General features: G+C 37.3%; 24 protein-coding genes and 3 other annotated features. Of the genes, 19 read left to right on the top strand and 5 right to left on the bottom strand.

Going from position 1 to position 21,567, the window contains the following annotated elements:
- Positions 1-185: 185 nt before the first annotated feature.
- Positions 186-390, top strand: a binding site (T-box leader).
- A 69-nt stretch (positions 391-459) separates the two neighbouring features.
- Positions 460-664, top strand: a binding site (T-box leader).
- A 91-nt stretch (positions 665-755) separates the two neighbouring features.
- The 5 genes from MKZ18_RS12460 (at position 756) to MKZ18_RS12440 (ending at position 5,808) form a co-directional block, all read left to right on the top strand.
- On the top strand, positions 756-1,829 hold the full coding sequence (locus MKZ18_RS12460; protein WP_025911338.1) for a bifunctional 3-deoxy-7-phosphoheptulonate synthase/chorismate mutase: 1,074 nt from the start codon (positions 756-758) through the stop codon (positions 1,827-1,829).
- A 6-nt stretch (positions 1,830-1,835) separates the two neighbouring features.
- Positions 1,836-2,040, top strand: a binding site (T-box leader).
- A 68-nt stretch (positions 2,041-2,108) separates the two neighbouring features.
- On the top strand, positions 2,109-3,275 hold the full coding sequence (aroC, locus tag MKZ18_RS12455; protein WP_061786230.1) for a chorismate synthase: 1,167 nt from the start codon (positions 2,109-2,111) through the stop codon (positions 3,273-3,275).
- A 20-nt stretch (positions 3,276-3,295) separates the two neighbouring features.
- A complete protein-coding gene (locus tag MKZ18_RS12450) occupies positions 3,296-4,153 on the top strand; it encodes a prephenate dehydrogenase (protein ID WP_061786231.1) in 858 nt (285 codons plus the stop codon).
- A 22-nt stretch (positions 4,154-4,175) separates the two neighbouring features.
- Complete coding sequence (gene aroA / locus MKZ18_RS12445; RefSeq protein WP_144594067.1) at positions 4,176-5,453, top strand: 3-phosphoshikimate 1-carboxyvinyltransferase; 1,278 nt, start codon at positions 4,176-4,178, stop codon at positions 5,451-5,453.
- Between the two features lie 118 nt (positions 5,454-5,571).
- Positions 5,572-5,808, top strand: a complete 237-nt coding sequence (locus MKZ18_RS12440) for a hypothetical protein (protein ID WP_035321301.1) — start codon at positions 5,572-5,574, stop codon at positions 5,806-5,808.
- 15 nt (positions 5,809-5,823) lie between these two features.
- On the opposite strand, the gene MKZ18_RS12435 is transcribed toward MKZ18_RS12440, so the two are convergent.
- Positions 5,824-7,329 carry an FAD-dependent oxidoreductase gene (locus tag MKZ18_RS12435; protein ID WP_186317476.1) on the bottom strand — a complete coding sequence of 502 codons (1,506 nt, stop codon included), beginning with the start codon at positions 7,327-7,329 and terminating at the stop codon, positions 5,824-5,826.
- Between the two features lie 355 nt (positions 7,330-7,684).
- On the opposite strand from MKZ18_RS12435, the gene MKZ18_RS12430 reads away from it, so the two are divergent.
- The 3 genes from MKZ18_RS12430 to MKZ18_RS12420 all read left to right on the top strand — a co-directional run bounded on the left by MKZ18_RS12430 (position 7,685) and on the right by MKZ18_RS12420 (position 10,236).
- Entirely contained in the window at positions 7,685-8,230 is a 546-nt protein-coding gene (locus MKZ18_RS12430; protein ID WP_239422052.1) for a helix-turn-helix domain-containing protein, read from the top strand.
- On the top strand, positions 8,227-8,754 hold the full coding sequence (locus tag MKZ18_RS12425; protein ID WP_100346442.1) for an IS630 family transposase: 528 nt from the start codon (positions 8,227-8,229) through the stop codon (positions 8,752-8,754). The genes MKZ18_RS12430 and MKZ18_RS12425 overlap by 4 nt, the downstream gene beginning before the upstream one ends.
- 489 nt (positions 8,755-9,243) lie before the next feature.
- On the top strand, positions 9,244-10,236 hold the full coding sequence (locus MKZ18_RS12420; RefSeq protein ID WP_163070882.1) for an extracellular catalytic domain type 1 short-chain-length polyhydroxyalkanoate depolymerase: 993 nt from the start codon (positions 9,244-9,246) through the stop codon (positions 10,234-10,236).
- Positions 10,237-10,402: 166 nt separating this feature from the next.
- Here the strand turns inward: MKZ18_RS12420 and MKZ18_RS12415 are convergent, their stop codons facing one another.
- A complete protein-coding gene (locus MKZ18_RS12415) occupies positions 10,403-10,507 on the bottom strand; it encodes a YjcZ family sporulation protein (protein WP_076512409.1) in 105 nt (34 codons plus the stop codon).
- A 282-nt stretch (positions 10,508-10,789) separates the two neighbouring features.
- Between MKZ18_RS12415 and MKZ18_RS12410 the strand changes: the two genes are divergently transcribed.
- The 5 genes from MKZ18_RS12410 (at position 10,790) to MKZ18_RS12390 (ending at position 14,627) form a co-directional block, all read left to right on the top strand.
- A complete protein-coding gene (locus MKZ18_RS12410; protein ID WP_025911347.1) occupies positions 10,790-11,206 on the top strand; it encodes a CBS domain-containing protein in 417 nt (138 codons plus the stop codon).
- 154 nt (positions 11,207-11,360) lie between these two features.
- Positions 11,361-11,702, top strand: coding sequence for a hypothetical protein (locus MKZ18_RS12405; protein WP_206782719.1), 342 nt, complete (start codon positions 11,361-11,363; stop codon positions 11,700-11,702).
- 149 nt (positions 11,703-11,851) lie between these two features.
- A complete protein-coding gene (locus tag MKZ18_RS12400) occupies positions 11,852-12,166 on the top strand; it encodes a PadR family transcriptional regulator (protein ID WP_025911351.1) in 315 nt (104 codons plus the stop codon).
- Positions 12,163-13,347, top strand: a complete 1,185-nt coding sequence (gene chrA / locus MKZ18_RS12395) for a chromate efflux transporter (RefSeq protein WP_061786524.1) — start codon at positions 12,163-12,165, stop codon at positions 13,345-13,347. Before MKZ18_RS12400 ends, chrA begins: the two co-directional genes overlap by 4 nt.
- Before the next feature lie 329 nt (positions 13,348-13,676).
- Positions 13,677-14,627 carry a sporulation protein gene (locus MKZ18_RS12390; RefSeq protein ID WP_283880071.1) on the top strand — a complete coding sequence of 317 codons (951 nt, stop codon included), beginning with the start codon at positions 13,677-13,679 and terminating at the stop codon, positions 14,625-14,627.
- A gap of 312 nt (positions 14,628-14,939) precedes the next feature.
- On the opposite strand, the gene MKZ18_RS12385 is transcribed toward MKZ18_RS12390, so the two are convergent.
- On the bottom strand, positions 14,940-16,292 hold the full coding sequence (locus tag MKZ18_RS12385) for a hemolysin family protein (RefSeq protein ID WP_340842514.1): 1,353 nt from the start codon (positions 16,290-16,292) through the stop codon (positions 14,940-14,942).
- 151 nt (positions 16,293-16,443) lie between these two features.
- Here MKZ18_RS12385 and MKZ18_RS12380 point away from each other — a divergent pair, with 151 nt between their 5' ends.
- Entirely contained in the window at positions 16,444-17,187 is a 744-nt protein-coding gene (locus tag MKZ18_RS12380; protein WP_061786372.1) for a YwqG family protein, read from the top strand.
- A gap of 37 nt (positions 17,188-17,224) precedes the next feature.
- Here the strand turns inward: MKZ18_RS12380 and MKZ18_RS12375 are convergent, their stop codons facing one another.
- The gene (locus MKZ18_RS12375; RefSeq protein WP_144594348.1) at positions 17,225-17,857 is read right to left on the bottom strand and encodes a spore coat protein; all 633 of its coding nucleotides are present in this window, start codon (positions 17,855-17,857) and stop codon (positions 17,225-17,227) included.
- Between the two features lie 172 nt (positions 17,858-18,029).
- Between MKZ18_RS12375 and MKZ18_RS12370 the strand changes: the two genes are divergently transcribed.
- The gene (locus MKZ18_RS12370) at positions 18,030-18,581 is read left to right on the top strand and encodes a hypothetical protein (protein ID WP_025911234.1); all 552 of its coding nucleotides are present in this window, start codon (positions 18,030-18,032) and stop codon (positions 18,579-18,581) included.
- Between the two features lie 18 nt (positions 18,582-18,599).
- Here the strand turns inward: MKZ18_RS12370 and MKZ18_RS12365 are convergent, their stop codons facing one another.
- A complete protein-coding gene (locus MKZ18_RS12365) occupies positions 18,600-19,046 on the bottom strand; it encodes a Dps family protein (RefSeq protein WP_061786371.1) in 447 nt (148 codons plus the stop codon).
- A 172-nt stretch (positions 19,047-19,218) separates the two neighbouring features.
- Between MKZ18_RS12365 and MKZ18_RS12360 the strand changes: the two genes are divergently transcribed.
- From MKZ18_RS12360 to MKZ18_RS12345, 4 genes are all read left to right on the top strand, one after another.
- On the top strand, positions 19,219-19,497 hold the full coding sequence (locus MKZ18_RS12360; RefSeq protein WP_025911238.1) for a Fe-S cluster assembly protein HesB: 279 nt from the start codon (positions 19,219-19,221) through the stop codon (positions 19,495-19,497).
- A 119-nt stretch (positions 19,498-19,616) separates the two neighbouring features.
- Entirely contained in the window at positions 19,617-19,793 is a 177-nt protein-coding gene (locus MKZ18_RS12355) for a hypothetical protein (protein ID WP_167556128.1), read from the top strand.
- A 588-nt stretch (positions 19,794-20,381) separates the two neighbouring features.
- Entirely contained in the window at positions 20,382-20,606 is a 225-nt protein-coding gene (locus MKZ18_RS12350; protein WP_119543383.1) for a hypothetical protein, read from the top strand.
- 415 nt (positions 20,607-21,021) lie between these two features.
- Positions 21,022-21,567 (top strand): copper resistance CopC family protein, encoded by a 546-nt coding sequence (locus tag MKZ18_RS12345; RefSeq protein ID WP_144594350.1) that lies wholly within the window; start codon positions 21,022-21,024, stop codon positions 21,565-21,567.

Below are 21,567 nucleotides of genomic sequence, written 5' to 3'. Positions count from 1 at the left end.
AAAACGTTTTATATGCTTATAATTCAACGTTTTAAGGAAGTCTATGGGAAAAGTTTGTAAAAGATTATAAAAAAAAACCTAAAAAAGTATTGACGATTTAGGTAAAACCATTCATAATACAAATCAACATCACACAACATCATCTAAACGTTAAAACAAACGTTTAAACACACATACATAGTCAATATTGAGCGTTGATAGGAGCAATAGTAGAAAAGGTTTCCCTGTTTCAGAGAGCTGACGGTCGGTGCGAGTCAGAACACAAACCCTTCGAAGTACATTCCTTGAGCATCTTTTCTGAGTAGGAAAAGACGGCATAGCCGTTATCGTAATGAAGAGGCAAGCAAATGCTTGCAACTAGGGTGGTACCGCGATTAATTCGTCCCTACTGACCTTACCTTAAGGGTGAGATCAGTAGGGACTTTTTGTATTTACCGCCCTATAGAAAATTAAATAATTAAACAAGCGATGAAAAGAGCATAGTAGCAACGTGTTTCCCTGTTTCAGAGAGCTGACGGTCGGTGCGAGTCAGAACACAAACTAGTTGTGAATTACATTCTTGGAGCTTACTTTTGCATAGCAAAAGCGGCATAGCCGTTATCGTAATGAAGAGGCAAGCAAATGCTTGCAATTAGGGTGGTACCGCGATCAATTCGTCCCTACTGACACAATCAGTAGGGACTTTTTGTATATTCCGCACTCAGCGGACATGTAAGATACTATAAAAACATACAAAATCTAGGAGGGTCTTAACAATGACAAAAACTTTAGAGCAATTACGTGGACAAATCGATCAATTAAATTTAGAAATTTTAGAATTATTAAATAAACGTGGTGAGATTGCAAAAGAAATTGGTGAACTAAAAGGTACACAAGGTGTAAAACGTTTTGATCCAGTTCGTGAGCGTGAATCATTAAATCACATTTTAGCAAACCATAACGGACCATTTGAAGCATCAACAGTTCAACATATTTTTAAAGAAATTTTCAAGGCAAGCTTAGAGCTTCAAGAAGATGATCATAGAAAAGCGCTTCTTGTATCTCGTAAAAAGAAATCTGACGATACAGTAGTCGATGTAAACGGAACGAAAGTTGGAGATGGAAACTTACAGTTCGTTATGGGACCATGTGCAGTAGAAAGCTACGAGCAAGTAAAACAAGTTGGCTTAGCTCTAAAAGAACAAGGCATTACGCTAATGCGTGGAGGAGCATTTAAGCCTCGTACATCACCATATGATTTCCAAGGTTTAGGTGTAGAAGGTTTGCAAATCTTACGTAAAGTTGGAGATGAGTTAGGTCTTCAAATTATCAGTGAAATTGTTTCACCACAAGATATTGAAACAGCATTAGAGTACGTAGATGTAATTCAAATTGGTGCACGTAACATGCAAAACTTTGAATTATTAAAAGCAGCAGGTTCAGTTGATAAACCGATCCTACTAAAACGCGGCTTAGCTGCAACAATTGAAGAGTTCATTAACGCTGCTGAGTACATTATGTCTCGTGGAAATGGTAACATCATCCTTTGTGAGCGTGGTATCCGCACATACGAGCGTGCAACTCGTAACACATTAGATATCTCAGCAGTACCAATCTTAAAACAAGAAACGCATTTACCAGTTGTTGTAGATGTAACGCATTCAACTGGACGTAAAGACTTATTATTACCTTGTGCAAAAGCTGCAATTGCGATTGGTGCAGATGCAGTTATGGCTGAAGTTCATCCAGATCCAGCTGTGGCATTATCAGATTCAGCACAACAAATGAACATTCCTGAATTCCATGACTTCATGGCAGAATTAAAAGGTGCGGCAGTTAAGTTATCATAATTATATAGCGATGCAATGAGAGGACTCTAGTAGCAAGCATCTCCCTGTTATAGAGAGCTGATGGACGGTGTAAATCAGTACAAAGATGTGAGCAAAATACACTCCTTGAGCACTCTGTAAAGAGCGGTCGACTGATCGTTAAACAATGAAGGTGGTAAGTACGAATAGCTTGCAACTAGGGTGGTATCGCGAGAATAAGCTCGTCCCTATCTTAAAAGAGGGGCGAGCTTATTTTATTAGGTGAAAAGATTGAATTTTACAAATTGGAGGATGGAAACGATGAGATATTTAACAGCAGGAGAGTCACATGGTCCACAATTAACAGCAATTGTTGAAGGGGTACCAGCGGGGCTTGAATTAACGGCAGAACATATTAATGAAGATTTAGCTAGAAGACAAAAAGGTCATGGTCGTGGTCGTCGCATGCAAATTGAAACAGACCGTGTACAAATTGTAGGTGGAGTAAGACATGGGGCTACTTTAGGTTCACCAGTGGCACTCGTAGTAGAAAACAAAGATTTTACGCATTGGAGAAATATCATGGGAGCTGACCCTGTGGATGAAGATGCAGAAGTGAAGCGTCAAATTACAAAGCCAAGACCAGGTCATGCAGATTTAAACGGTGCAATTAAATACGGACATCGTGACATGAGAAACGTTTTAGAACGTTCATCTGCTCGTGAAACAACAGTTCGTGTTGCAACGGGAGCTGTTGCAAAGCAAATTTTAAAAGCTGTTGGTGTCAATATTGCATGTCATGTTCTAGAAATTGGCGGTGTCAAAGCAGAGCAGACATCATACCAATCCTTAGCGGAACTTCAAGAAAAAACGGAAGCATCTCCCGTGCGTTGCTTGGATGAAGAAGCTGGACAAAAGATGATGAAAGCAATTGATGAAGCCAAAGAAAACGGTGATAGCATTGGCGGTGTAGTAGAAGTAGTCGTAGAAGGGATGCCAACAGCGGTTGGAAGCTATGTACACTACGATCGCAAGCTAGATTCAAAGCTTGCAGCGGCGATTATGAGCATAAATGCTTTTAAGGGTGTAGAGATTGGTGTTGGATTCGAAGCAGCACGTAAGCCAGGAAGTGAAGTGCACGATGAAATTTTATGGAGTGAAGAGCAAGGTTACACGCGTAAAACAAACAATGCAGGCGGATTAGAAGGTGGTATGACTACTGGAATGCCAATCGTTGTGCGAGGCGTAATGAAGCCAATCCCAACGTTATATAAACCGCTTCAAAGCGTAGATATTGATACAAAAGAACCGTTTGCAGCTAGTATTGAACGCTCTGATAGCTGTGCAGTTCCAGCAGCAGCTGTTGTAGCTGAATCAGTTATTGCATGGGAATTAGCTTCGGCTATTGTTGAACAATTTGGTTCAGACCGCATTGATTTGCTGCAACAAAACATTAATGAGCATCGAAAGCATGCAGCGCAATTTTAACATATAAAGGAGAATGAAAGGTGAAAAAACGTGTATTACTGATTGGTGTTGGTCTTATCGGAGGTTCACTGGCACTTTCTATTAAAAAAAATGAAAACGTGCATATTGTGGGAGCAGATATTAATATAGAAGAAATGCGTGTGGCAATGGCACACTCAGTCATTGACGAACAAGCAGATGATGTAAAAAAAGAAGCTGAAATGGCAGATTATATTATTTTAGCAACGCCGGTAGAAGAGACAGCTAATTGGATACACGTTCTTTCAAAGTGGACATTGCAACAAAATGTTGTTATAACAGATGTTGGAAGTACTAAAGTAGCAGTAATGGAAACGGCATTTTTGTTAAAAGAAAAAGGAGTAACGTTCATTGGCGGACACCCAATGGCTGGTTCTCACCAAAGTGGTGCAAGTAATGCACGAGCAGATCTATTTTATGAAGCTCGCTATATGTTAACCCCTTTTGAAGACGAAAATCCACAAAAGATAGATGCGCTTATGCATTTACTTGCGCCGACACAAGCTCACTTTGTCTTTATAGATGCGATTACACATGACCAAGTAACAGGGGTTATCAGTCATTTGCCTCATGTAATTGCCACCAGTCTTGTTCGTCAAGTGAAAGGATACTCAGCAAAGAATACGCTTATTACTGAGATGGCAGCAGGTGGCTTTCGAGACCTTACTCGGATCGCATCAAGTAGCCCGCATATGTGGAGAGATATTCTAAAACAAAATCGCTACACGCTGTTAGCACTTTTAGATGATTGGATGAAAGAAATGGAGCAAGTGAAGAACTTGCTCGAAAAGGGAGATAGTCATGAATTGTTTCATTACTTTTCAGATGCTAAACAATTCAGAGATTCCCTGCACGTATAAATTATTATAAAGGAGAATGAATATGACACTTCAAGGATTAAACGGGATAATTCAAGTTCCAGGTGATAAATCGATTTCGCACAGATCGGTAATGTTTGGATCAATTGCAGAAGGAACAACAACCATCTCAGGATTCCTACCAGGTGATGATTGCCTTAGCACTATTTCTTGCTTTCGTAAATTAGGCGTAGAAATTGAAGTTGTGAATGAAGAAACAGTTATTGTAAAAGGTCGTGGCATTCAAGGGCTACAAGAGCCGACTGAAGTATTGGACGTTGGAAATTCAGGAACAACAATTCGTTTAATAATGGGGATTTTATCAAATACGGCACATCATCATACGCTGATAGGAGATGAGTCTATTGCAAAGCGTCCCATGAAGCGAGTGACAGACCCTTTACGTAGCATGGGAATTCAATTAGATGGACGTGAAGAAGGCAACTTTACTCCTCTTTCTTTAAGAGGTGGAAATGTAAAAGGAATTACATATAAATCTCCGGTAGCTAGTGCGCAGGTAAAGTCAGCGATTTTATTAGCTGGGCTACAAGCCGAAGGCGTTACAACGGTTATTGAGCCAGAAAAGTCGCGAGATCATACTGAGCGAATGCTAGAAGCTTTTGGTGTTCAAGTGAAAGAAGAAGGATTATCTGTTTCAATTGAAGGTGGACAAACGTTAACGGGTACACATATTGAAGTGCCCGGAGATATTTCATCGGCTGCGTTTTTCTTAGTAGCAGGGTCTATTATTTCAAACAGTCAAATTAAATTAAAAAAGGTTGGTATGAACCCAACTCGCACAGGAATTTTAGATGTATTACTTAATATGGGTGCATCTATTGAAGAAAAGAATTTAAAGACAGATGTAGCAGAACCTTTTGCAGATTTAGTTGTAAAGTCAGCACCTTTAAAAGGCACTGAAGTAGGAGGCGATCTCATTCCTCGTTTAATTGATGAAATTCCAATTATCGCGCTGGCTGCAACTCAGGCTCAAGGAACGACAGTTATTAAAGATGCAGCTGAATTAAAAGTGAAAGAAACAAATCGAATTGACACAGTCGTTAATGAGCTAAATAAAATGGGTGCTAATATTGAAGCAACAGAAGATGGAATGATTATTCATGGAGGAACGCGGCTTCATGGTGCAAGCGTAAATAGTCATGGAGATCACCGTATTGGCATGATGCTAGCAGTTGCTTCTTGTATTGCAGAAGGTGAAACAATCATTAAAAATCGCGAAGCTGTATCGGTATCATACCCATCATTCTTTGCTCATCTAGATAAACTTAAAGGAAGTAAATAACCGATTAAAAACTAGGTGAAAAGATCGGTATTTCATATTTAACTTGAATATACCTAGGTTTTCTTTTAACTATCTTATATAATGGAAGAAAGTACGAAAGAGAATTTGGTGAATTACAATGTTTTTAATGTTTGTCTATATCGGAGGGATTTTATTCTTTCTAAAAGTTTTAAAGGATAGAGATTTTATTTGGCTATTGTTTTTGTTGCCATTTAGCTTTTTTGTTTTGTTTTATGAAACAAGCTATTTTAATCATATCCCAGTTTGGGGAAAGCTTGTTTTTTTTACCTCTTCCTTTTTAATGATGTACGCAATGATTTTAGTCTATAATCGATTCTTTCGAAAAGAAGCATAAAGAAAGCACACATTATTATGTGCTTTCTTCGTCGTTTAGATTAATCGTTTTTAGCGGCGTTTTAGCTGGACCCTCTAAGACCGTACCATCATAAGAAAAGCGGGATCCATGACATGGACAGTCCCATGTGCTATCTCCAGCATTCCAGTTCACTTCACAGCCTAAATGTGTACAAGTAGTGTCAACACAATGGATTTTTCCACCTTCATCTTTGTAGGCTCCTGCTCGTTTACTGTTTACATAAATGATATTTCCTTCTCCTTTTTCTAGTTGTTCAACGGACTTTTTAGGCAAATCAAGCTTTCCACGAATAAAATGATCTGCAACATCTAAATTTTGACGTAAGAAGTAGCGGATACTTGGATCAGCATGAAAACGAGAAGGCTTATATACTTCTTCATACGGATTCTTCCGTTGCATAATAAGGTCTGTAATAAGCTGTGCGGCTACCGTTCCGTGCGTCATTCCCCATTTTTTAAATCCTGTTGCAATAAAGATGTTTTCTTTGCTTTCTTTCAATTTACCAATATAAGGGATCTTGTCAATGGTAATAAGATCTTGAGCTGACCATCGATAGGGATATGAAAGAACGTTAAAGTTTTCTTCTGCAAATCGCTGTAACGATTGATAGTGGTATTCTGTATTGATTCCTTGTCCTACTTTATGACCTTCACCACCAATTAACACTACTTCCTCCCCATTTAAAGTAGCTGAGCGCAGCGAGTGTGTTGGTTGGTCTGCTCCTAAGTACATACCTCCCGGAAATTTTTGTTTTGTTTTTGCCGCTAATACGTAAGAGCGCTTGGCGTACATTCGAGTATAAAAAAACCCTGCTCCATCATAAAAAGGAAAATGTGTACAAATTGCAACATGCTGACAGGATATTCGGTGGCCATCCCTCGTAATGACAGTAGGGGATGTACCTTCTTCAATATCATTTGCTACGGTATTTTCAAAAATCACTCCACCCTTTTCCAAAAACTGTTTGGCAAGGTGAGTTAAATATTGGAGAGGATGAAATTGAGCTTGATTTTTCATAATAGCTGCAGCGCGAATATCAAACTGAAACGGAAGCGATGTTTTAAAATCGCATGGAATGTTAAGTTTTTCATACGCACGAAATTCTTTATGTATCCGATGATCAAATTCTAGTGTAGCACCATACAAGTAAGCGTCTTGCGTTGAGAATTGGCAATCAATGTTTTCTTTTTCGATTAGATCTTTCATAAAGTGTAGAGCGTTATCATTTGCTTCATAATAAAGCTTTGCTTGCTCAACGCCAATATGTCCAATTAGTTCATCATAAATAACGTCATGCTGAGCAGTAATTTTGGCTGTTGTATGACCAGTTGTCCCATTTAAAATTTCATTAGCTTCTAGAAGTGCCACGTTTAGCCCTTCGTTCTGCAACAAATAAGCCGTTGTAATTCCAGTAATCCCACCACCAACTACTACCACATCTACTTTGCGATTTTCCTGTAATGTACTGCCTTTTGGGAGTTTAACTTCTTCTCTCCACATCGGCTGTGCCTTTTTGGGAATATCCAACACTATCTCCACCTTTTTCGTTGTATATGCATAATGTTTCCAAATAAGGTCGTGAATATGTCTATAAATTTATTAAAGAGCTTAGCGTTGTCTTCTAAGCTCAGTCTATATCAAAGATTTTCGTTGCTTAAAATAGTGTTCATTATATAAAGTGCTAGCGTCTGTAGGGATTAAATCCGTACATTAATTTTGACTGTATCATCAACAGAACCCGTATCGATAATAATAATTTCATCAACTATATAAGTTTGATTTTAATTTCCGACGTGCTTATTTTTAAAAAAATGCGTCCATACTGTTCCTAAGATAATCATAAGGGAGTAGATGGATGATGAAAGTTCTACGTATTACAAATGACCATGGATGGACACCTGCTGACTTACGTCAATACGAAAAAACCATTCAAAACGTGAAAATGAGACAACGCGTCATGACGATTCGGCTCATCATGGAACGCTATACAGGAAAAGAAGTATCTCAGCTTTTGAATCTTCACCGTGAAACCGTGTCTATCTATGTCAAAACCTTTAATCAATATGGGATGGATGGTTTAGTCACCCGTCAGTATTCTACCGGTAAACCTGCTTATTTAACCCAAGAAGAAAAAGAAGAACTTCGACGCATGATCTTAGAAAGTACACCGGAAAAAGAAGGATTTGGGATTGACGCTAACTGGGATACACGTGTGATTCAACATGTCATCTACGAAAAATTTTCAGTCACCATGAGTCGAAGTGGCATTTATCGAATGTTGACGGGCATGGGATTGAGTTACACTAGACCTACTTATACCTTAGCAAAGGCGGATCAAAACGAACAAAAGCAATTCCTGCAAGACATGGAGATGGTAAAAAAAACCTCTCGGGCGATATGATTTTACTTTATGAAGATGAAAGTCGAATCCACGCCTATCAAGCTTTACGATCCACATGGTTTCAAAAAGGGAAACAAAAACAAGTCCCTACTTTTGGGCACCATGCAGCTGTTAGTCTATTTGGAGCTGTCAATGTCTTAAATGGCGACTTTCTCTGCCAAGTAGCTGACAATTGTAAAGCCCCAGCTTTTCATTCCTTTATGAAGTATGTGCTCGACTATTACCCAAATAAAGTCATTATTATGGTGTTGGATCGTGCTCGTATTCATGATGCAAAAGAGTTACAGCCCTTTTTTGAACAGCATGAGGATCGACTCATTCGTTTCTTTCTGCCGAAGTACTCGCCCAATTTGAACCCCGTTGAACGGATTTGGAAATGGCTGAAAGAAACCGTCATCCAAAATCGATTCCATCCTAACAAAGCAGCTATTCAAGAGTCTGTTTCTTCTTTTCTAGCTTTTTTGGAGGGGGCATCTGAGCAAATTTTAAAAAGAATAGCCGGTGTTCATATGCCGGATTATTAAGTAAAAATTATATAGTTGATGAATGCTTAACAAACAGCAGTCTAATGCAGGCTTATTAGCGACAGCACGGATTGTAACCAATGGTGTAGCAGTCCCATCCATGGTTGTAGGAGGTTTGGTTAGTTTACTAAACTATAAGGGATAAAGTATCGTCACTTTAGCAGCAGGCTCGACAATTTCACTACAGTTATTTGGTTTACTTGGTGCAGCCGTATTGACTACTGGAGCCGGTGTTACGTTAACCATTGTTTGTTTATCATAATAAAAATGATATTTGTCAAAAAACGTTCATAGAATAGAAGTATATGAACATTAATGTGTTCAAGACTAGCTAACGGGGTATAGAATAAGTACACTGACGACGTTCTTATTCGTTTAATTATAACTGGGCAAACGATTTGTTTGTCCTTTTATCATCTTCTAGTGACAATTTTCACATATAGGTGTAAACAGAAAAATGAAAACGTTGACAAAAAGAGGTGTAATGTTATGACAGGCTCACTACCTTTTGTTATTATGGCTTTGTTACTTCTCTCTTTAGATCACGATCAGGAATTCTCAACACAATCTGGTGGTACGTTTAAAACATATACTTATCAAGGAAAGAAATTTAAAGTCTATTTGCCTAAAAATTATTATTTCTTGAAAACGTATCCTCTTATGGTTATGCTGCACGGTTGTACACAGAGCGCAGGCGATTTCGCAAAAGGAACAAACATGAACACACTTGCAGATGAAAAAGGATTTATCGTTATCTATCCTCAGCAATCAAGTAATGCAAATTTAAAGAAGTGCTGGAACTGGTTTGAGCCTCTTCATCAACTGAGAGGTTTGGGAGAGCCTGCTATTATTGCTGGGATGGTTAAAAAAGTAAAGCGTATGCACTTTATTCAACACGACAAAGTGTTTATTGCAGGGCTATCTGCTGGCGGAGCAATGAGCATCGTTATGGGCGTTACGTATCCTGAATTATTTTCTGGAATCGGCGTGGCGGCTGGACTTGAGTATCAGGCAGCATTAAATGTATTTAATGCGTACGCAGCAATGGCGAATCAAGGTCCTCCACCTGTGAGACAAGGTAGAGTTGCACATCAGGTAATGGGTAAGCGAGCTAAGCCGATGCCGGTGATTGTGTTTCATGGAAATGCGGACTCTACGGTAAATGTTTTAAATGCAGATCAAGTCGTAGAACAGTGGATTACTACGAATAATTTAGCGTTTGATGGAAAGGTTGAAGGGTGGATTGACCATAAGCCTAAAAAGGTTAGAGAAGAAAAAAGGCAGTTTGGAAGAGATTTTACTTATGCTCAATATGCAAGCCCCAAAGGAGAAATTTCAATCGATCAATACACTGTAAATGGTATGGGACACGCGTGGTCTGGCGGAAACGCAGAAGGAAGCTATACGGATGAAAAAGGCCCTGATTCAAGTAGGATTATGTGGGAGTTTTTTATGAAAAACGGAAATGCCTTTCGTGTATAAACTAATAAATAAAAAGCTCAGTCCGGTTCATATACTGAGCTATCTACTATGATATCAAGACATTTACTTATGATAAATAGCCTTGTATAGCAGGAATATTCAGGTGTGTAAAGAATATGTAATATAAAGGAAAGAAGAGCTGACGAGTCAGCTCTTCACTTATTCATTAGTATCCCCAGCCACCATAGCAACTGCAACCTACGATAACTAAAAGAATGAATAGTACGACTAAAAATGCAAAACCACCATTGTAACCGCCATAAGAACCCATTCGTAACGCCTCCTTCCTTATATTACACTTTTATTGTACGCAAGACGCTTGAAAAGGTGACGATAATGGGCGGGAATACTAAATGTGCGAACTTATGTAATTTCTCGATTAGAGTGAATAAAATGTGTAAAATAAGATTGATGATATGCTTGTTAGGGAATAGTAACGAAGAAAACGTGTAAACATGTATATACTAATTATAATTTGTTACTGTTCGAAATAAATAACAAGAAAAGTAAACAGATAAGAAGGACGTTTAGTGGGAAAAAAGGAGAGTAAAAAATGAATTTGGCATTTTTTTTGATTCCAAAACAAGAAGTAGTAACCCTTAATATTCAATCAACCTTAAGGCAGGCGCTTGAGAAGATGGAGCACCATCGCTATTCTACGGTACCTTTGGTAGATGATGAAGGTAAATACGTTGGTGTTTTAACTGAAGGGGACTTGCTTTGGAAGTTAAAAAGTCTAGGAGATTATCGCTTTCAAGATATGGAAAATATTAAGGTAACAGAGGTTGATCGTTATCAAGATTATCAACCAATTCCAATTTATGGAGAAATTGATGGGATTATTACAAAGGCAATCGAGCAAAATTTTGTACCTGTTGTTGATGATCAAGGAGTCTTTATCGGTATTATTCGTAGAAGAGAAATATTAGAGTTTTATTCAGATAATATAATTAAACGTATGATTAAGTGAAAAAAGCCTTTACATCCAAACGATGTAAAGGCTTTTTTTTAGAAGAAATATAAAAAAAGGCGCAGTTACTTAATTGCAACAATGCACGTACTTATAGGATTGTACATAGTTTATTACTATAAATAAAATATTCTATGTTGAAAGGTGAATTTATATGACAGAAAAACATCGTAAAGAAGCAGAAAAAAAGTTTCATCAATCAAATCAATACTACTTTAAAGCAGAAGCTAAATGTAAGAAAAGAAGATGCAAACGCAAAGAAGAAGATTATGTCAAAGCGGAATGTCGTGTAGAAAAAGGGAACTGTAAAAAGAAGGAAGAGCGAGTAGAAAGAGAAAAAGGGCACTGCAAAAAGAAGGAAGAACGTGCAGAAAGACATCGCCTTCGTGATGAGCGTAGAGCGGAAAGACAGGATCGAAAAGAAAAAAACCAGCATGATGAAAAAAGTACGCATCATAAGAAAAAGGGAGATAACTGGAATCGCCTACTATATTAAGAGTGTAAAACCTTACCTCCATCGGGTAAGGTTTTTTTATTTTAATAAAAAAAATAAAGTTTACAAACACTTAACATTATGATTAACTTTATCATGTTATGATATCAATATCCGATATCAAAATATGATATTGGATAAGGGGGATCCTTATGTTACGCGAATTCTTTCTGGGAAGTATTAAAATCCACATTTTGTACCATGCCAGCGTCGAGCCAATTTACGGGTCGTATATGATTGAAGAACTTCATTCACATGGTTACGATATTAGCCCTGGAACCATTTATCCTACGCTTCATCATTTGGAGAAAGATGGGCTTTTAATAAAAGAAGAGCGAATTGTAAAAGGGAAAATTCGCAAGTATTATACGATTACTGAAAAAGGGCAAGAGGTGCTTCAAGGTGCAAAAGAGCAAATTCGTGAATTAGCTAGAGAAGTATTAAAAGAAGGAGAGGATACAACATGAATCAATCAGTGTTTCGAAGGTGGATTGAAATTTTACTGATTTCAACTAAGCTTGGGTTAACCTCTTTTGGTGGGCCTATTGCACATTTAGGATATTTCAGAGAAGAATATGTAAAAAAGAGAAAGTGGCTTGATGAAAAAAGTTATGCGGATTTGATTGCATTGTGTCAATTTTTACCGGGACCAGCTAGCAGTCAAGTGGGAATTTCGATTGGGATGCTGCGCGGTGGGATTTTTGGAGGCGTGTTGTCATGGATAGGTTTTACAATGCCTTCAGTTATTGTGCTTATCGTGTTTGCATATTTAGTGCAAGGATTTGACGCATCAAGTGCAGGCTGGATTAATGGTCTGAAAATTGTTGCTGTTGCAGTAGTTGCCCAAGCGGTTCTTGGCATGGGAAAAAACTTAGCGCCAGATCGACCTCGTATTGCGATGGCTATACTCGCAGCGCTAATTACTTTGTTTTTTCCAAGCGCTATTGGACAAATTGGTACTATTATAGCTGCTGGCATAATAGGATATGTTCTATATAAAGAAATGAAAATGGATGATGTGCAGGACATGCCTATTACAATCAGCCGAAAAGTTGGCGTGCTGGCATGGATTGTATTTATCGCATTATTAGTAGGATTACCACTTTTACGTACCGCAATTCCTACTGTTTGGATGAGCATAATTGATATTTACTATCGAGTTGGTTCGATTGTCTTTGGAGGAGGCCACGTTGTTCTTCCAATGCTAGAACGTGAAGTAGTACCAATTAACATGGTGACAGAGTCTGAATTTCTAGCCGGATACGGTGCAACTCAAGCAGTTCCAGGGCCTTTATTTACGTTTGCGAGCTACCTTGGAACAGTAACCGCTGGTTGGTCCGGTGCCTTAGTTGCAACTGTTGCAATGTTTCTACCGTCATTCTTGCTTGTTCTTGGAACCTTACCATTTTGGAATGTTCTTCGTAGAAAACCAAGCGTACGAGCAGCTTTAATGGGCGTAAATGCAGCTGTTGTAGGAATTTTGCTTGCAGCATTATATGATCCAGTTTTTACTAGTGCAATCAAAACAACACCAGACTTTGCATTAGTGCTTGTGGCATTTGGCTTATTAATGTACTGGAAAGTAGCTCCCTGGATTGTTGTACTTGCAACTGCTCTAGGTGGTTATCTACTATCGGTTTTTTTCTAATACCAATGACTATTCACTTCTAACTGGGCGAACGCATAGTATAGATAACTATGCGTTATCACTGAAGAGGAAAAATCCGTGGAGTGGATTGAAGAGCTATTACGTGATAAAGAAATTGCGGCTTAGTTAATTAAAACAGTCGGTGTTAGCATTATTGTGATAGGCTATATTTGTTTATTTGTCGGCGAAGCGAGCTGAACATTTTACAAAAGATGAAAGAATTAAGGGTGCGATAAAAGTTCTCGGAGTGAGAACTTTTTTTTGAAACTTATATAAAAAGCGTTCGTATGTAGTAATACAAGTGTAAGTAATTTAAAAGGAGGATTATCATGTTAAAGAAAATATTTGCAAAGATGGGTGTAGGCGCTGCAAAAGTCGACCTCACTTTGAACGAAAATACATATAAGCTAGGTGAGCATGTGGAAGGAAAAATCAAAGTCCAAGGTGGCAAAATTGAGCAGCACATTAATTTTATAAATGTAGAACTATGGCTGGAGGTGCGTGGACGTAACGGTCAGTTTCATACACATAAAGTAGCGAGCATCCCAATCGTTTCTTCTTTCCTTATTAGAGAAGGAGAAGAGAAAGAATGGGGTTTTAAATATGATTTACCAATGGATATTCCTATTTCAGCAAGCAATTGTAGCTATTTCTTTCAAACACATTTAGATATTGAAGGAGGAGCAGATGCCAAAGATCGAGATGACATCCGTATTAAAGCTCCTGAGGCACTTTATCAATTTGTAGAAGCACTTGAAAGTTTAGGGTTTAGAGAGAAACAGCATTCTGGCCAATTTAACGGTTATAAACAAGAGTTTGAGTTTTTCCCAACCTCTCAATTTCAACGCCGTATTCGAGAGCTAGAATTTGAGGTAGCTGTAGAAGATAAAGGTCTTCGTATTTTGCTTGAACTGGATTTACCAAGCTTTGGTCGAGAGCGTGAAATAAAGCGAGAAATCTCTTTTTCAACTGAAGAACTCAGTAATAATAAGAAGCTTCAGCAATCACTTCATCAAATTATTGAAGAAATGATTGACAATCCAGCTAGCTATGAACACTTTCAGCCTTCTCATTACCAAAGAGGCGAGTATAAAAGAGGTATGAGCGGTCTTGGAGGCGCTATGGGAGGGTTTGCAGCAGGTATGATAGGTGGTATGCTTTTAGGAGAAGTGATGGATGACATGTTTGAAGATGTGGCATTTGATGACATACAAGAAGACTTAGAAGGAGCCGATGATCTCTTTGATGGTGGCTTTTTTAGCGGAGACGATGAGTGGTAATAAGAAACAAAGAGACTGAGACATAAGTAGTTCAGCCTTTACTATACCTGAACGATTGAGAGTTCATAACTTCTAATCGTTCAGGTTTTTTGGTTGATTGTGAAAACAATGTTGGAAACAGGGTGGAATGGAGCGTAGGACACTCGACTCCTGCGGGAAAGAGAGGGAAAACGGAGATCCCGCAGCGCAGCGAGGAAGCTCAGGTTCCTCCCCGCGGAAAGCGAGTGGCCGTAGCGCAATGGAACGAACGTGTTGAGACAAACTAAAGAGATGAGAACAGCTAGTGTTCGTCTTTTAGAAGCCATCATTTTGTTATGTCTCAAACTCTTCTTTTTTTATTTTATCTTCATTACTACTTGAAGAATTTTCTTTTCGTTTCTTTACTTCCACGTATTTAATATGAAAGTCTTCAATGACTAACACTTTAAAATAAAAATCATTATATTGTACTATATCGTTTTTAACAACATCGAATCGTTCAGTTAGTACCCAACCGGCAATCGTATCTACTTCGTCGTCGCTAATATCTGTACCAAGCAAATCATTTACTTCGCTAATTAACATTTTGCCATCTAAAATATAATGATTTTCTTTAATTTTTTGTACATAGGGAATTTCGTCTGCATCAAACTCATCACGAATTTCACCAACAATTTCTTCAACGATGTCTTCAATTGTGACTAAACCAGCTGTACCGCCATACTCATCAAATAAAATCGCCATTTGGACACGATCTTTTTGCATTTTTACTAATAAATCATGAATCGGGATGGTTTCAATTACTTTTAAAATTGGCTTGACATAGGATTCTAAAGTGTTTGTACCATCCTTTTGGTTAAACACAATGTCATTATAAATTTCTTTGATATTTACAAGCCCAACTATTTTATCTTTGTCACCATCTTCAATAATTGGATAGCGAGTATATTTTTCCACATTGGCCACTTGTAGAAAAACTTCTACAATATCATCTTTTGATGCAGTTACAATCTCAGTGCGAGGTACCATCACTTCTTTTGCTAAGCGGTCATCAAAATCAAAAATCTTATTCATATACTTATATTCAGATTGGTTAATTTCTCCGCCTTTTAAGCTTTCAGAAAGTAAAATTCGAATTTCTTCTTCGCTATGAGCTACCTCATGCTCAGAAGCAGGCTGTAACCCAAACATACGAGTTAGGAGCTGAGCGGATCCGTTTAGTGTTTTAATAAATGGATACATAATTTTATAAAACCCAATAATTGGCTTAGAAAATAATAAAGTAATTCGTTCTGCCATTTGAATAGCGAACGTTTTCGGTGCTAGTTCACCTACCACAACATGTAAAAATGTAATAATGACAAATGCAATCGCAAATGACAGAATGCCTGCTAAACGTTCATTCATATTGATATCGTCAAAAAGAGGATGTAGGATGCGTTCAAGTGTTGGTTCACCAAGCCAACCAAGACCTAGAGCTGTAATGGTAATTCCAAGCTGACAAGCAGATAGATATTCGTCTAGATGCGTGATAACATGCTTAGCCGCTATCGCTTTTTTATTTCCTTCATCAACAAGCTGGTTAATGCGCGAGCTTCTCACTTTTACAATTGCGAACTCAGTTGCTACGAAAAAGGCAGTTAAGCCAATTAAAAGAGCAACGAGGAAAAGATTTAAAATCGTCAAACGTTTCACCACCTATTTAGTACGTGTATATAGTAAGTGTTATCTAAACGAAGGAAGAACATGTATTGAAACAATCCCCAGCGCTATTTAAAAAGAGAAAGAAGCGTTCTCATTAATGGGTTTGTGCTATACTAGCCTAGAGGTGAAAATAGTGAATATATTGGATAATTTAATTTTGAAACATGGACTTCAAACACTAAAGGAAGATATATATAGCTCTTTGTATACATGTGTTATGGTACACCCAACACGTGCTGACGAACTGGAAGTGGGTACATCAAAATTAGGAGGATACCCAGATTTACCGGAAGATTTTTACTGGCCTAAACAGGATGGAGAATATCTACAGTTTATTGGTCAAATCAATCTATCTCAGTTAGAAGGTGCGTGGAAGCAAGATTTACTTCTTCCTGACACGGGTTATCTGTACTTCTTTTATGATGGTGAAGCATATGGTGAAGCGGATCAACAAAATGGTTGGCGCGTACTTTTTTATGAAGGGACAGCAGATGATTTAACTGCAACAAAAGTAGACGTTTCAAGCATATACCTACAGTGTGGGGTAGAGTTTAGCTATGATATCCGACTTGGAGATACATATATAGAAGACGATCAGCTGTATGATCAATTTGATGCTCTTATGTTAGAAATCAATGGTAACATTCCATTTCATCAAATTGGGGGAACAGCGTGGGATATCCAAGGGGACGTTTTGGAAGAATGTCAAGAGTTCTCTGGTAAGAAAGGCGACTGGCAGTTATTATTTCAAATTGACTCTGATGATCAGCTTAATATGATGTGGGGCGACGTTGGAATTTTATATTATTGTATTGAAAGACAAGCTCTTGAAAAAAAACAATTCGAAAACACATGGTTAATCATGCAATGTTCATAAAAAAAACACCTGCTTTCACACAAAGCAGATGCTTTTTTTAATGTAACGTTTTATTGTTTGGAAGCTCGGGAGGCTGTGTAGATTTTGCGAAACTTTGCGTCATTTGCTGTACATCTTGAGCGGCTAGCTGCGGTACTTGGTAATCATGACGCTTGTTTTGATAGTGGGCTACTTCATATGCCATTTCAATCCAATTAGGAACGCTATCAGCGAATAAGCGGCGTACAATAGGATTTGTAATTTCAAGTGAGGTCATGGTAACGAGTGAAGCATGACCTTTTAATAAGCCTAACATGTGCCCAGAAATTCCTTTATCGCTAATGTCATTAATGGATTGATTTGGTTTTTTAGGCTGACTTGCTTTTAATCCGTATACAAAACCGTTTGATTCTGCCATGTTATAGGTTTGCGTTGGACTAGAAGGGTCTTGGCCTGTTGAAAAAGATTCTACAATACGGTTGTAGTCTTCCAAAATAAAACTATATTGACGATCTAACATTTGCTTTAACTCTTCATCTTGAATGTATTGTCGAAACATCATGAACTGATCTAAAACATTGATCATGCCAGCTAGCGTTTCATGAACGTCAAATAGTCCATGTCCTCCGTGATTCATAACTTGAGGAACCTTACCAGTATGCATATTCATATGTGTTTGTTCGTTATTCATATCCATCCTCCTAGTGTAATAAATACGTTGTTTAGTGTAAAGAATCCAAGCATCTTTATACGTACAAAAAGAAAAATATTGAAAGGTTTTAGATTTTATTGATGATATCAAAGGAATTTTACAACACATATCGAATATGAACTTTAACTTTAAGGATTGGAGATATAGCTTAATGAATGAGTTAATGGTATGGTCGGAGCAACTACAAGCAGAAGCAACAAGCTTATTGGAAGAATATCAGCTTTTACATTTATGCAAACAATATGGCAACCCTCTCATTGCAGGCAGCTTTGATTTAAATGTCATGGTACTTCGTCATCTCGATGTTTACATTGGAAGCGATAAGGTTATTGAAGATTTATTTTTTGCACTTGGTAAAGACTTAGCATTGAGAATGAAGCCCGTTAAAATGATCTTTATTGGTAATAAAGAAAAGGAAGAAGAAATGACTTGGGCTGTATACACAGACATCGAAGGACATGAATGGAAAATTAATGTGAATGTTGTGTCTGAAGCAACCATACAGCAGATGCTACAAAAACAGCAAAAGTTAAAAGCAAAAATGACAGAGAAGAAAAGAGAGCAGATTTTATTTTTTAAACAGCAAAATGGGTATAATCGCTATTATAAAAGTGCACATGTGTATGAAGCAGTTTTGGTTGAAGGTGTTCAAGATGATATGACTTTTTTTAAATGGCTACAACATAAAAAACGAGCCAAGTAAAGTAGGCTCGTCTTTTATTTATACTAATTCTTTTACTGGTAAAAATGCATTAAGCATCCAGATATGCTTTTCAAAACGACCAACTGTGCCGATGAATAAGTCAGCAGTAACGTGATCATTTGCTTCTTCAGCAATCTTAATCCCCATTTTGAGCTGTTGAACGAGAATTAGGTAATCATTAACAACAGATTCAATCATTTCGTGAGCAGTTTGTTCATTTCCCTCTTCACTTAAAGTAGCTAGGCTTAAAAAACCTTTTAACGTAGCTACAGGCTGTCCACCAATTGCTAATAAACGCTCTGCATATTCATCGATATCCGCAGCCGTTTCTGTATATAGTTCTTCAAATTTCTCATGAAGAGTAAAGAACTGAGGTCCTTTTACATACCAATGAAAGCGGTGGAGCTTCGTGTAAAATACGTTTAAGTTAGCAATTTGTTGATTTAAGAATTGTTCTAAATTCATGTGTCATTCCTCCTGGTTTAACTGATATATATAGATTATAACATATATTAGATTATAATCAATACTTATTTATAATTATTATAATTTAATAACGAACCTTTTTTCTTTAATGAGAAGAGTTAGGAGGTTATGTTAAGATAGCTAAGAGAATATAGTAAAGGGAAGAGATTGAATGATTATTACAAATGAAGCAAAAGCATTGATTGAAGAGATTTTATCAGAACAAGAAATTGAAGGTATTCGTCTTTACTTTAAAGGAATTAGCTGTGAAATTCCAAATATCGGATTGTCATTTGAAGAAGCCCAAGAAAATGATGAACTGCAGGTCATTAACGGTATATCAGTAGCAATCCAAGAGGCGATTCTACCTTATACAAAAGAACTTTTACTAGATGTTCATCTAACACCATACGGACCTGGGCTAGCTTTAGTAGGTGCCAAAGGTCAATAAGTAAAGGTTTTGAAAAAAGTCGATAAATAATTTGTTAGAATGTCTGACAAATCTGTTGGAATAATGGAAAAATATTGTTTTACTTAATTTAAGCGTTAATGAAAACGAGGGGGGATTACATGCTTCTTTCTCATCATGTAACGGTTGAACAACGTAAAAAAATTAAACATTTTAAACAGTTAATTCGAGACTCGCGTTCAGCCAAAGAACGTTTGATGTATCAGCAGCAGTTAAATCAATTTGTTGAGCGACTGTTTATCGAGAATCGTCTTCAGCGTCATGGAGAGCACAAGTGAGTAACAAGGCTGGGACATACGTATTTCAGTCAAGGATCTATCCGAACTGTCGGGAGTTAACTCCTTTTGATAGTTCGGATATTTTTTGTTGGTTTGAAAACAATTTAAAAAAGCGAGTGTTTGCAGCGCAATGAAACAAACTTGTTCTTACAACCTAACTATTTTAGAAACATCACCATTCGTCTTTGGGAAAGAATCATTTCGTTGTGTGCTAGACTCTTTATTAGGTATTATTTCACTATCTTTTGAAAACGTTTTCTGTTAAAGTTAAACTATAATTAGTTCCAATATAACATATGTAAAATGCGTTCTAAAAAGCAAGAAGGAGTTGGTTTGCATGAGTGAAAATGGAAACTTCTTACTGGGCTTACTATGGGGAACGTCTTTAAGTATTCCGCTTTGGCTTTCTGTCTTTGGATGGATAAAGTTATTATTAAAGATCAGTTTATAACACATAACGGACAAGCTAATAAGTTGCTAGATTACCGGCTAGATACAAACCAGTATCTAGTCTTTTTATTTTGATAAATATTTTTTGGGGTTAGAGAAATGCTATTACTAACTAGGATGAAGAAGGAGGGAAGGAAGATGAAGTTACTAATTGGTGTTTTACTTTTAAGCGGTATCATTACGGCGATTGAGCTTCCTTCTTTATTAAAAAAAGAGCAGAAAAAAGAACTCTATTTATTTTCTTTCTTTCTACTCTTTAGCATGACTCTAAATATTTTACATAGCATGCACTTTTCGCTCCCTAATCCGTTAGATTGGCTGAGTGCAATTTTTAAGCCTATTAACCATCTAATTGTAAACTAGAGATGAGGTGACGTGCTATTACAAAGGTCGATATGCATCAGGAAGCAGTAATCATTAGCCCGAAACAGTTTTTTATTATTTCAATATGTATTTGAAATGATTATCTTAATTGCTATCTTTCCATTTGTAAGAAACCAAAAAGCAGCTACAAAAGCATATGTTAGGTAGTACGGGTGGAATATTAATGCTATCGATTGTGATTGTAATTGCTTTGTTAGTATTTGGTGTGTTGTTACCGTTTCTTGTCGGAGGGTTTATCATTCTAAAAAAACAGCTGCACAAACAATGATGGAACTTCATTTGTGAATTTTTTGTAGCAAAATTGTGTTGTTTATTGAGAAGACACAAAGAAAAACGTACACTTGGTAATGGATAGAAACAAATACATAGAAAATTTAAATGAAGGTGAAAATTAATGAGAAAAATCATGATGTTTTTAATGGTAATGTTACTCGCTCTTCCAACGGTGAGTTTTGCCCATACGCATGTTCAAACAACCGTACCTGAAAACGGGGCTACGGTTACGTCTCAGCTAACTGAAATAAAACTTAGCTTTGAGACACATATTGAAAAAGTAAGTACACTGACCGTGACAAAAGATGGTCAAGAACTTTCAACTGATTCACAGGAAGTATCAGGTCATGATTTAATAGGTACATTTGAAGAGCCGCTTCCAAATGGAGAATATGAAGTGAAGTGGAACATTGTAGGAGAAGATGGTCACGTTATGGAAGATGCAATTTCATTTACCGTGAATGCAGATCAAGAAGAAGTAACATCTGAAAATAAAGATACACAAAAAGAGTCTGCTACAGAAGAATCTGAAAAAAGCAGCTCTCCAGATGAGCAAACAGAAGCTGAATCAACAAGCGAAAACTCATCTTTCTTCGTTATTATGATTGTAGCAGTGGTTATCGTAGCAACAGCACTCATCTTTGTGTTTAGAAAAAAGAAAGGCTGA

Origin of the sequence: Priestia sp. FSL W8-0001 (assembly GCF_038050335.1) — a bacterium.
Taxonomy (GTDB): Bacteria; Bacillota; Bacilli; order Bacillales; family Bacillaceae_H; genus Priestia; species Priestia flexa.
Note: the sequence above shows the minus strand (reverse complement) of the source record. Positions and strands in the feature narration are given on the sequence as shown.

Bases quoted from the DNA above. Each gene is read 5' to 3' on its own strand.
- MKZ18_RS12460 (WP_025911338.1), top strand. From the start codon at position 756: ATGACAAAAACTTTAGAGCAATTACGTGGACAAATCGATCAATTAAAT.
- aroC (WP_061786230.1), top strand. From the start codon at position 2,109: ATGAGATATTTAACAGCAGGAGAGTCACATGGTCCACAATTAACAGCA.
- aroA (WP_144594067.1), top strand. From the start codon at position 4,176: ATGACACTTCAAGGATTAAACGGGATAATTCAAGTTCCAGGTGATAAA.
- MKZ18_RS12440 (WP_035321301.1), top strand. From the start codon at position 5,572: ATGTTTTTAATGTTTGTCTATATCGGAGGGATTTTATTCTTTCTAAAA.
- MKZ18_RS12435 (WP_186317476.1), bottom strand. From the start codon at position 7,329: ATGTGGAGAGAAGAAGTTAAACTCCCAAAAGGCAGTACATTACAGGAA.
- MKZ18_RS12430 (WP_239422052.1), top strand. From the start codon at position 7,685: ATGATGAAAGTTCTACGTATTACAAATGACCATGGATGGACACCTGCT.
- MKZ18_RS12425 (WP_100346442.1), top strand. From the start codon at position 8,227: ATGATTTTACTTTATGAAGATGAAAGTCGAATCCACGCCTATCAAGCT.
- MKZ18_RS12420 (WP_163070882.1), top strand. From the start codon at position 9,244: ATGACAGGCTCACTACCTTTTGTTATTATGGCTTTGTTACTTCTCTCT.
- MKZ18_RS12415 (WP_076512409.1), bottom strand. From the start codon at position 10,507: ATGGGTTCTTATGGCGGTTACAATGGTGGTTTTGCATTTTTAGTCGTA.
- MKZ18_RS12410 (WP_025911347.1), top strand. From the start codon at position 10,790: ATGAATTTGGCATTTTTTTTGATTCCAAAACAAGAAGTAGTAACCCTT.
- MKZ18_RS12405 (WP_206782719.1), top strand. From the start codon at position 11,361: ATGACAGAAAAACATCGTAAAGAAGCAGAAAAAAAGTTTCATCAATCA.
- MKZ18_RS12400 (WP_025911351.1), top strand. From the start codon at position 11,852: ATGTTACGCGAATTCTTTCTGGGAAGTATTAAAATCCACATTTTGTAC.
- chrA (WP_061786524.1), top strand. From the start codon at position 12,163: ATGAATCAATCAGTGTTTCGAAGGTGGATTGAAATTTTACTGATTTCA.
- MKZ18_RS12390 (WP_283880071.1), top strand. From the start codon at position 13,677: ATGTTAAAGAAAATATTTGCAAAGATGGGTGTAGGCGCTGCAAAAGTC.
- MKZ18_RS12375 (WP_144594348.1), bottom strand. From the start codon at position 17,857: ATGAATAACGAACAAACACATATGAATATGCATACTGGTAAGGTTCCT.
- MKZ18_RS12370 (WP_025911234.1), top strand. From the start codon at position 18,030: ATGAATGAGTTAATGGTATGGTCGGAGCAACTACAAGCAGAAGCAACA.
- MKZ18_RS12365 (WP_061786371.1), bottom strand. From the start codon at position 19,046: ATGAATTTAGAACAATTCTTAAATCAACAAATTGCTAACTTAAACGTA.
- MKZ18_RS12360 (WP_025911238.1), top strand. From the start codon at position 19,219: ATGATTATTACAAATGAAGCAAAAGCATTGATTGAAGAGATTTTATCA.
- MKZ18_RS12355 (WP_167556128.1), top strand. From the start codon at position 19,617: ATGCTTCTTTCTCATCATGTAACGGTTGAACAACGTAAAAAAATTAAA.
- MKZ18_RS12350 (WP_119543383.1), top strand. From the start codon at position 20,382: ATGAAGTTACTAATTGGTGTTTTACTTTTAAGCGGTATCATTACGGCG.
- MKZ18_RS12345 (WP_144594350.1), top strand. From the start codon at position 21,022: ATGAGAAAAATCATGATGTTTTTAATGGTAATGTTACTCGCTCTTCCA.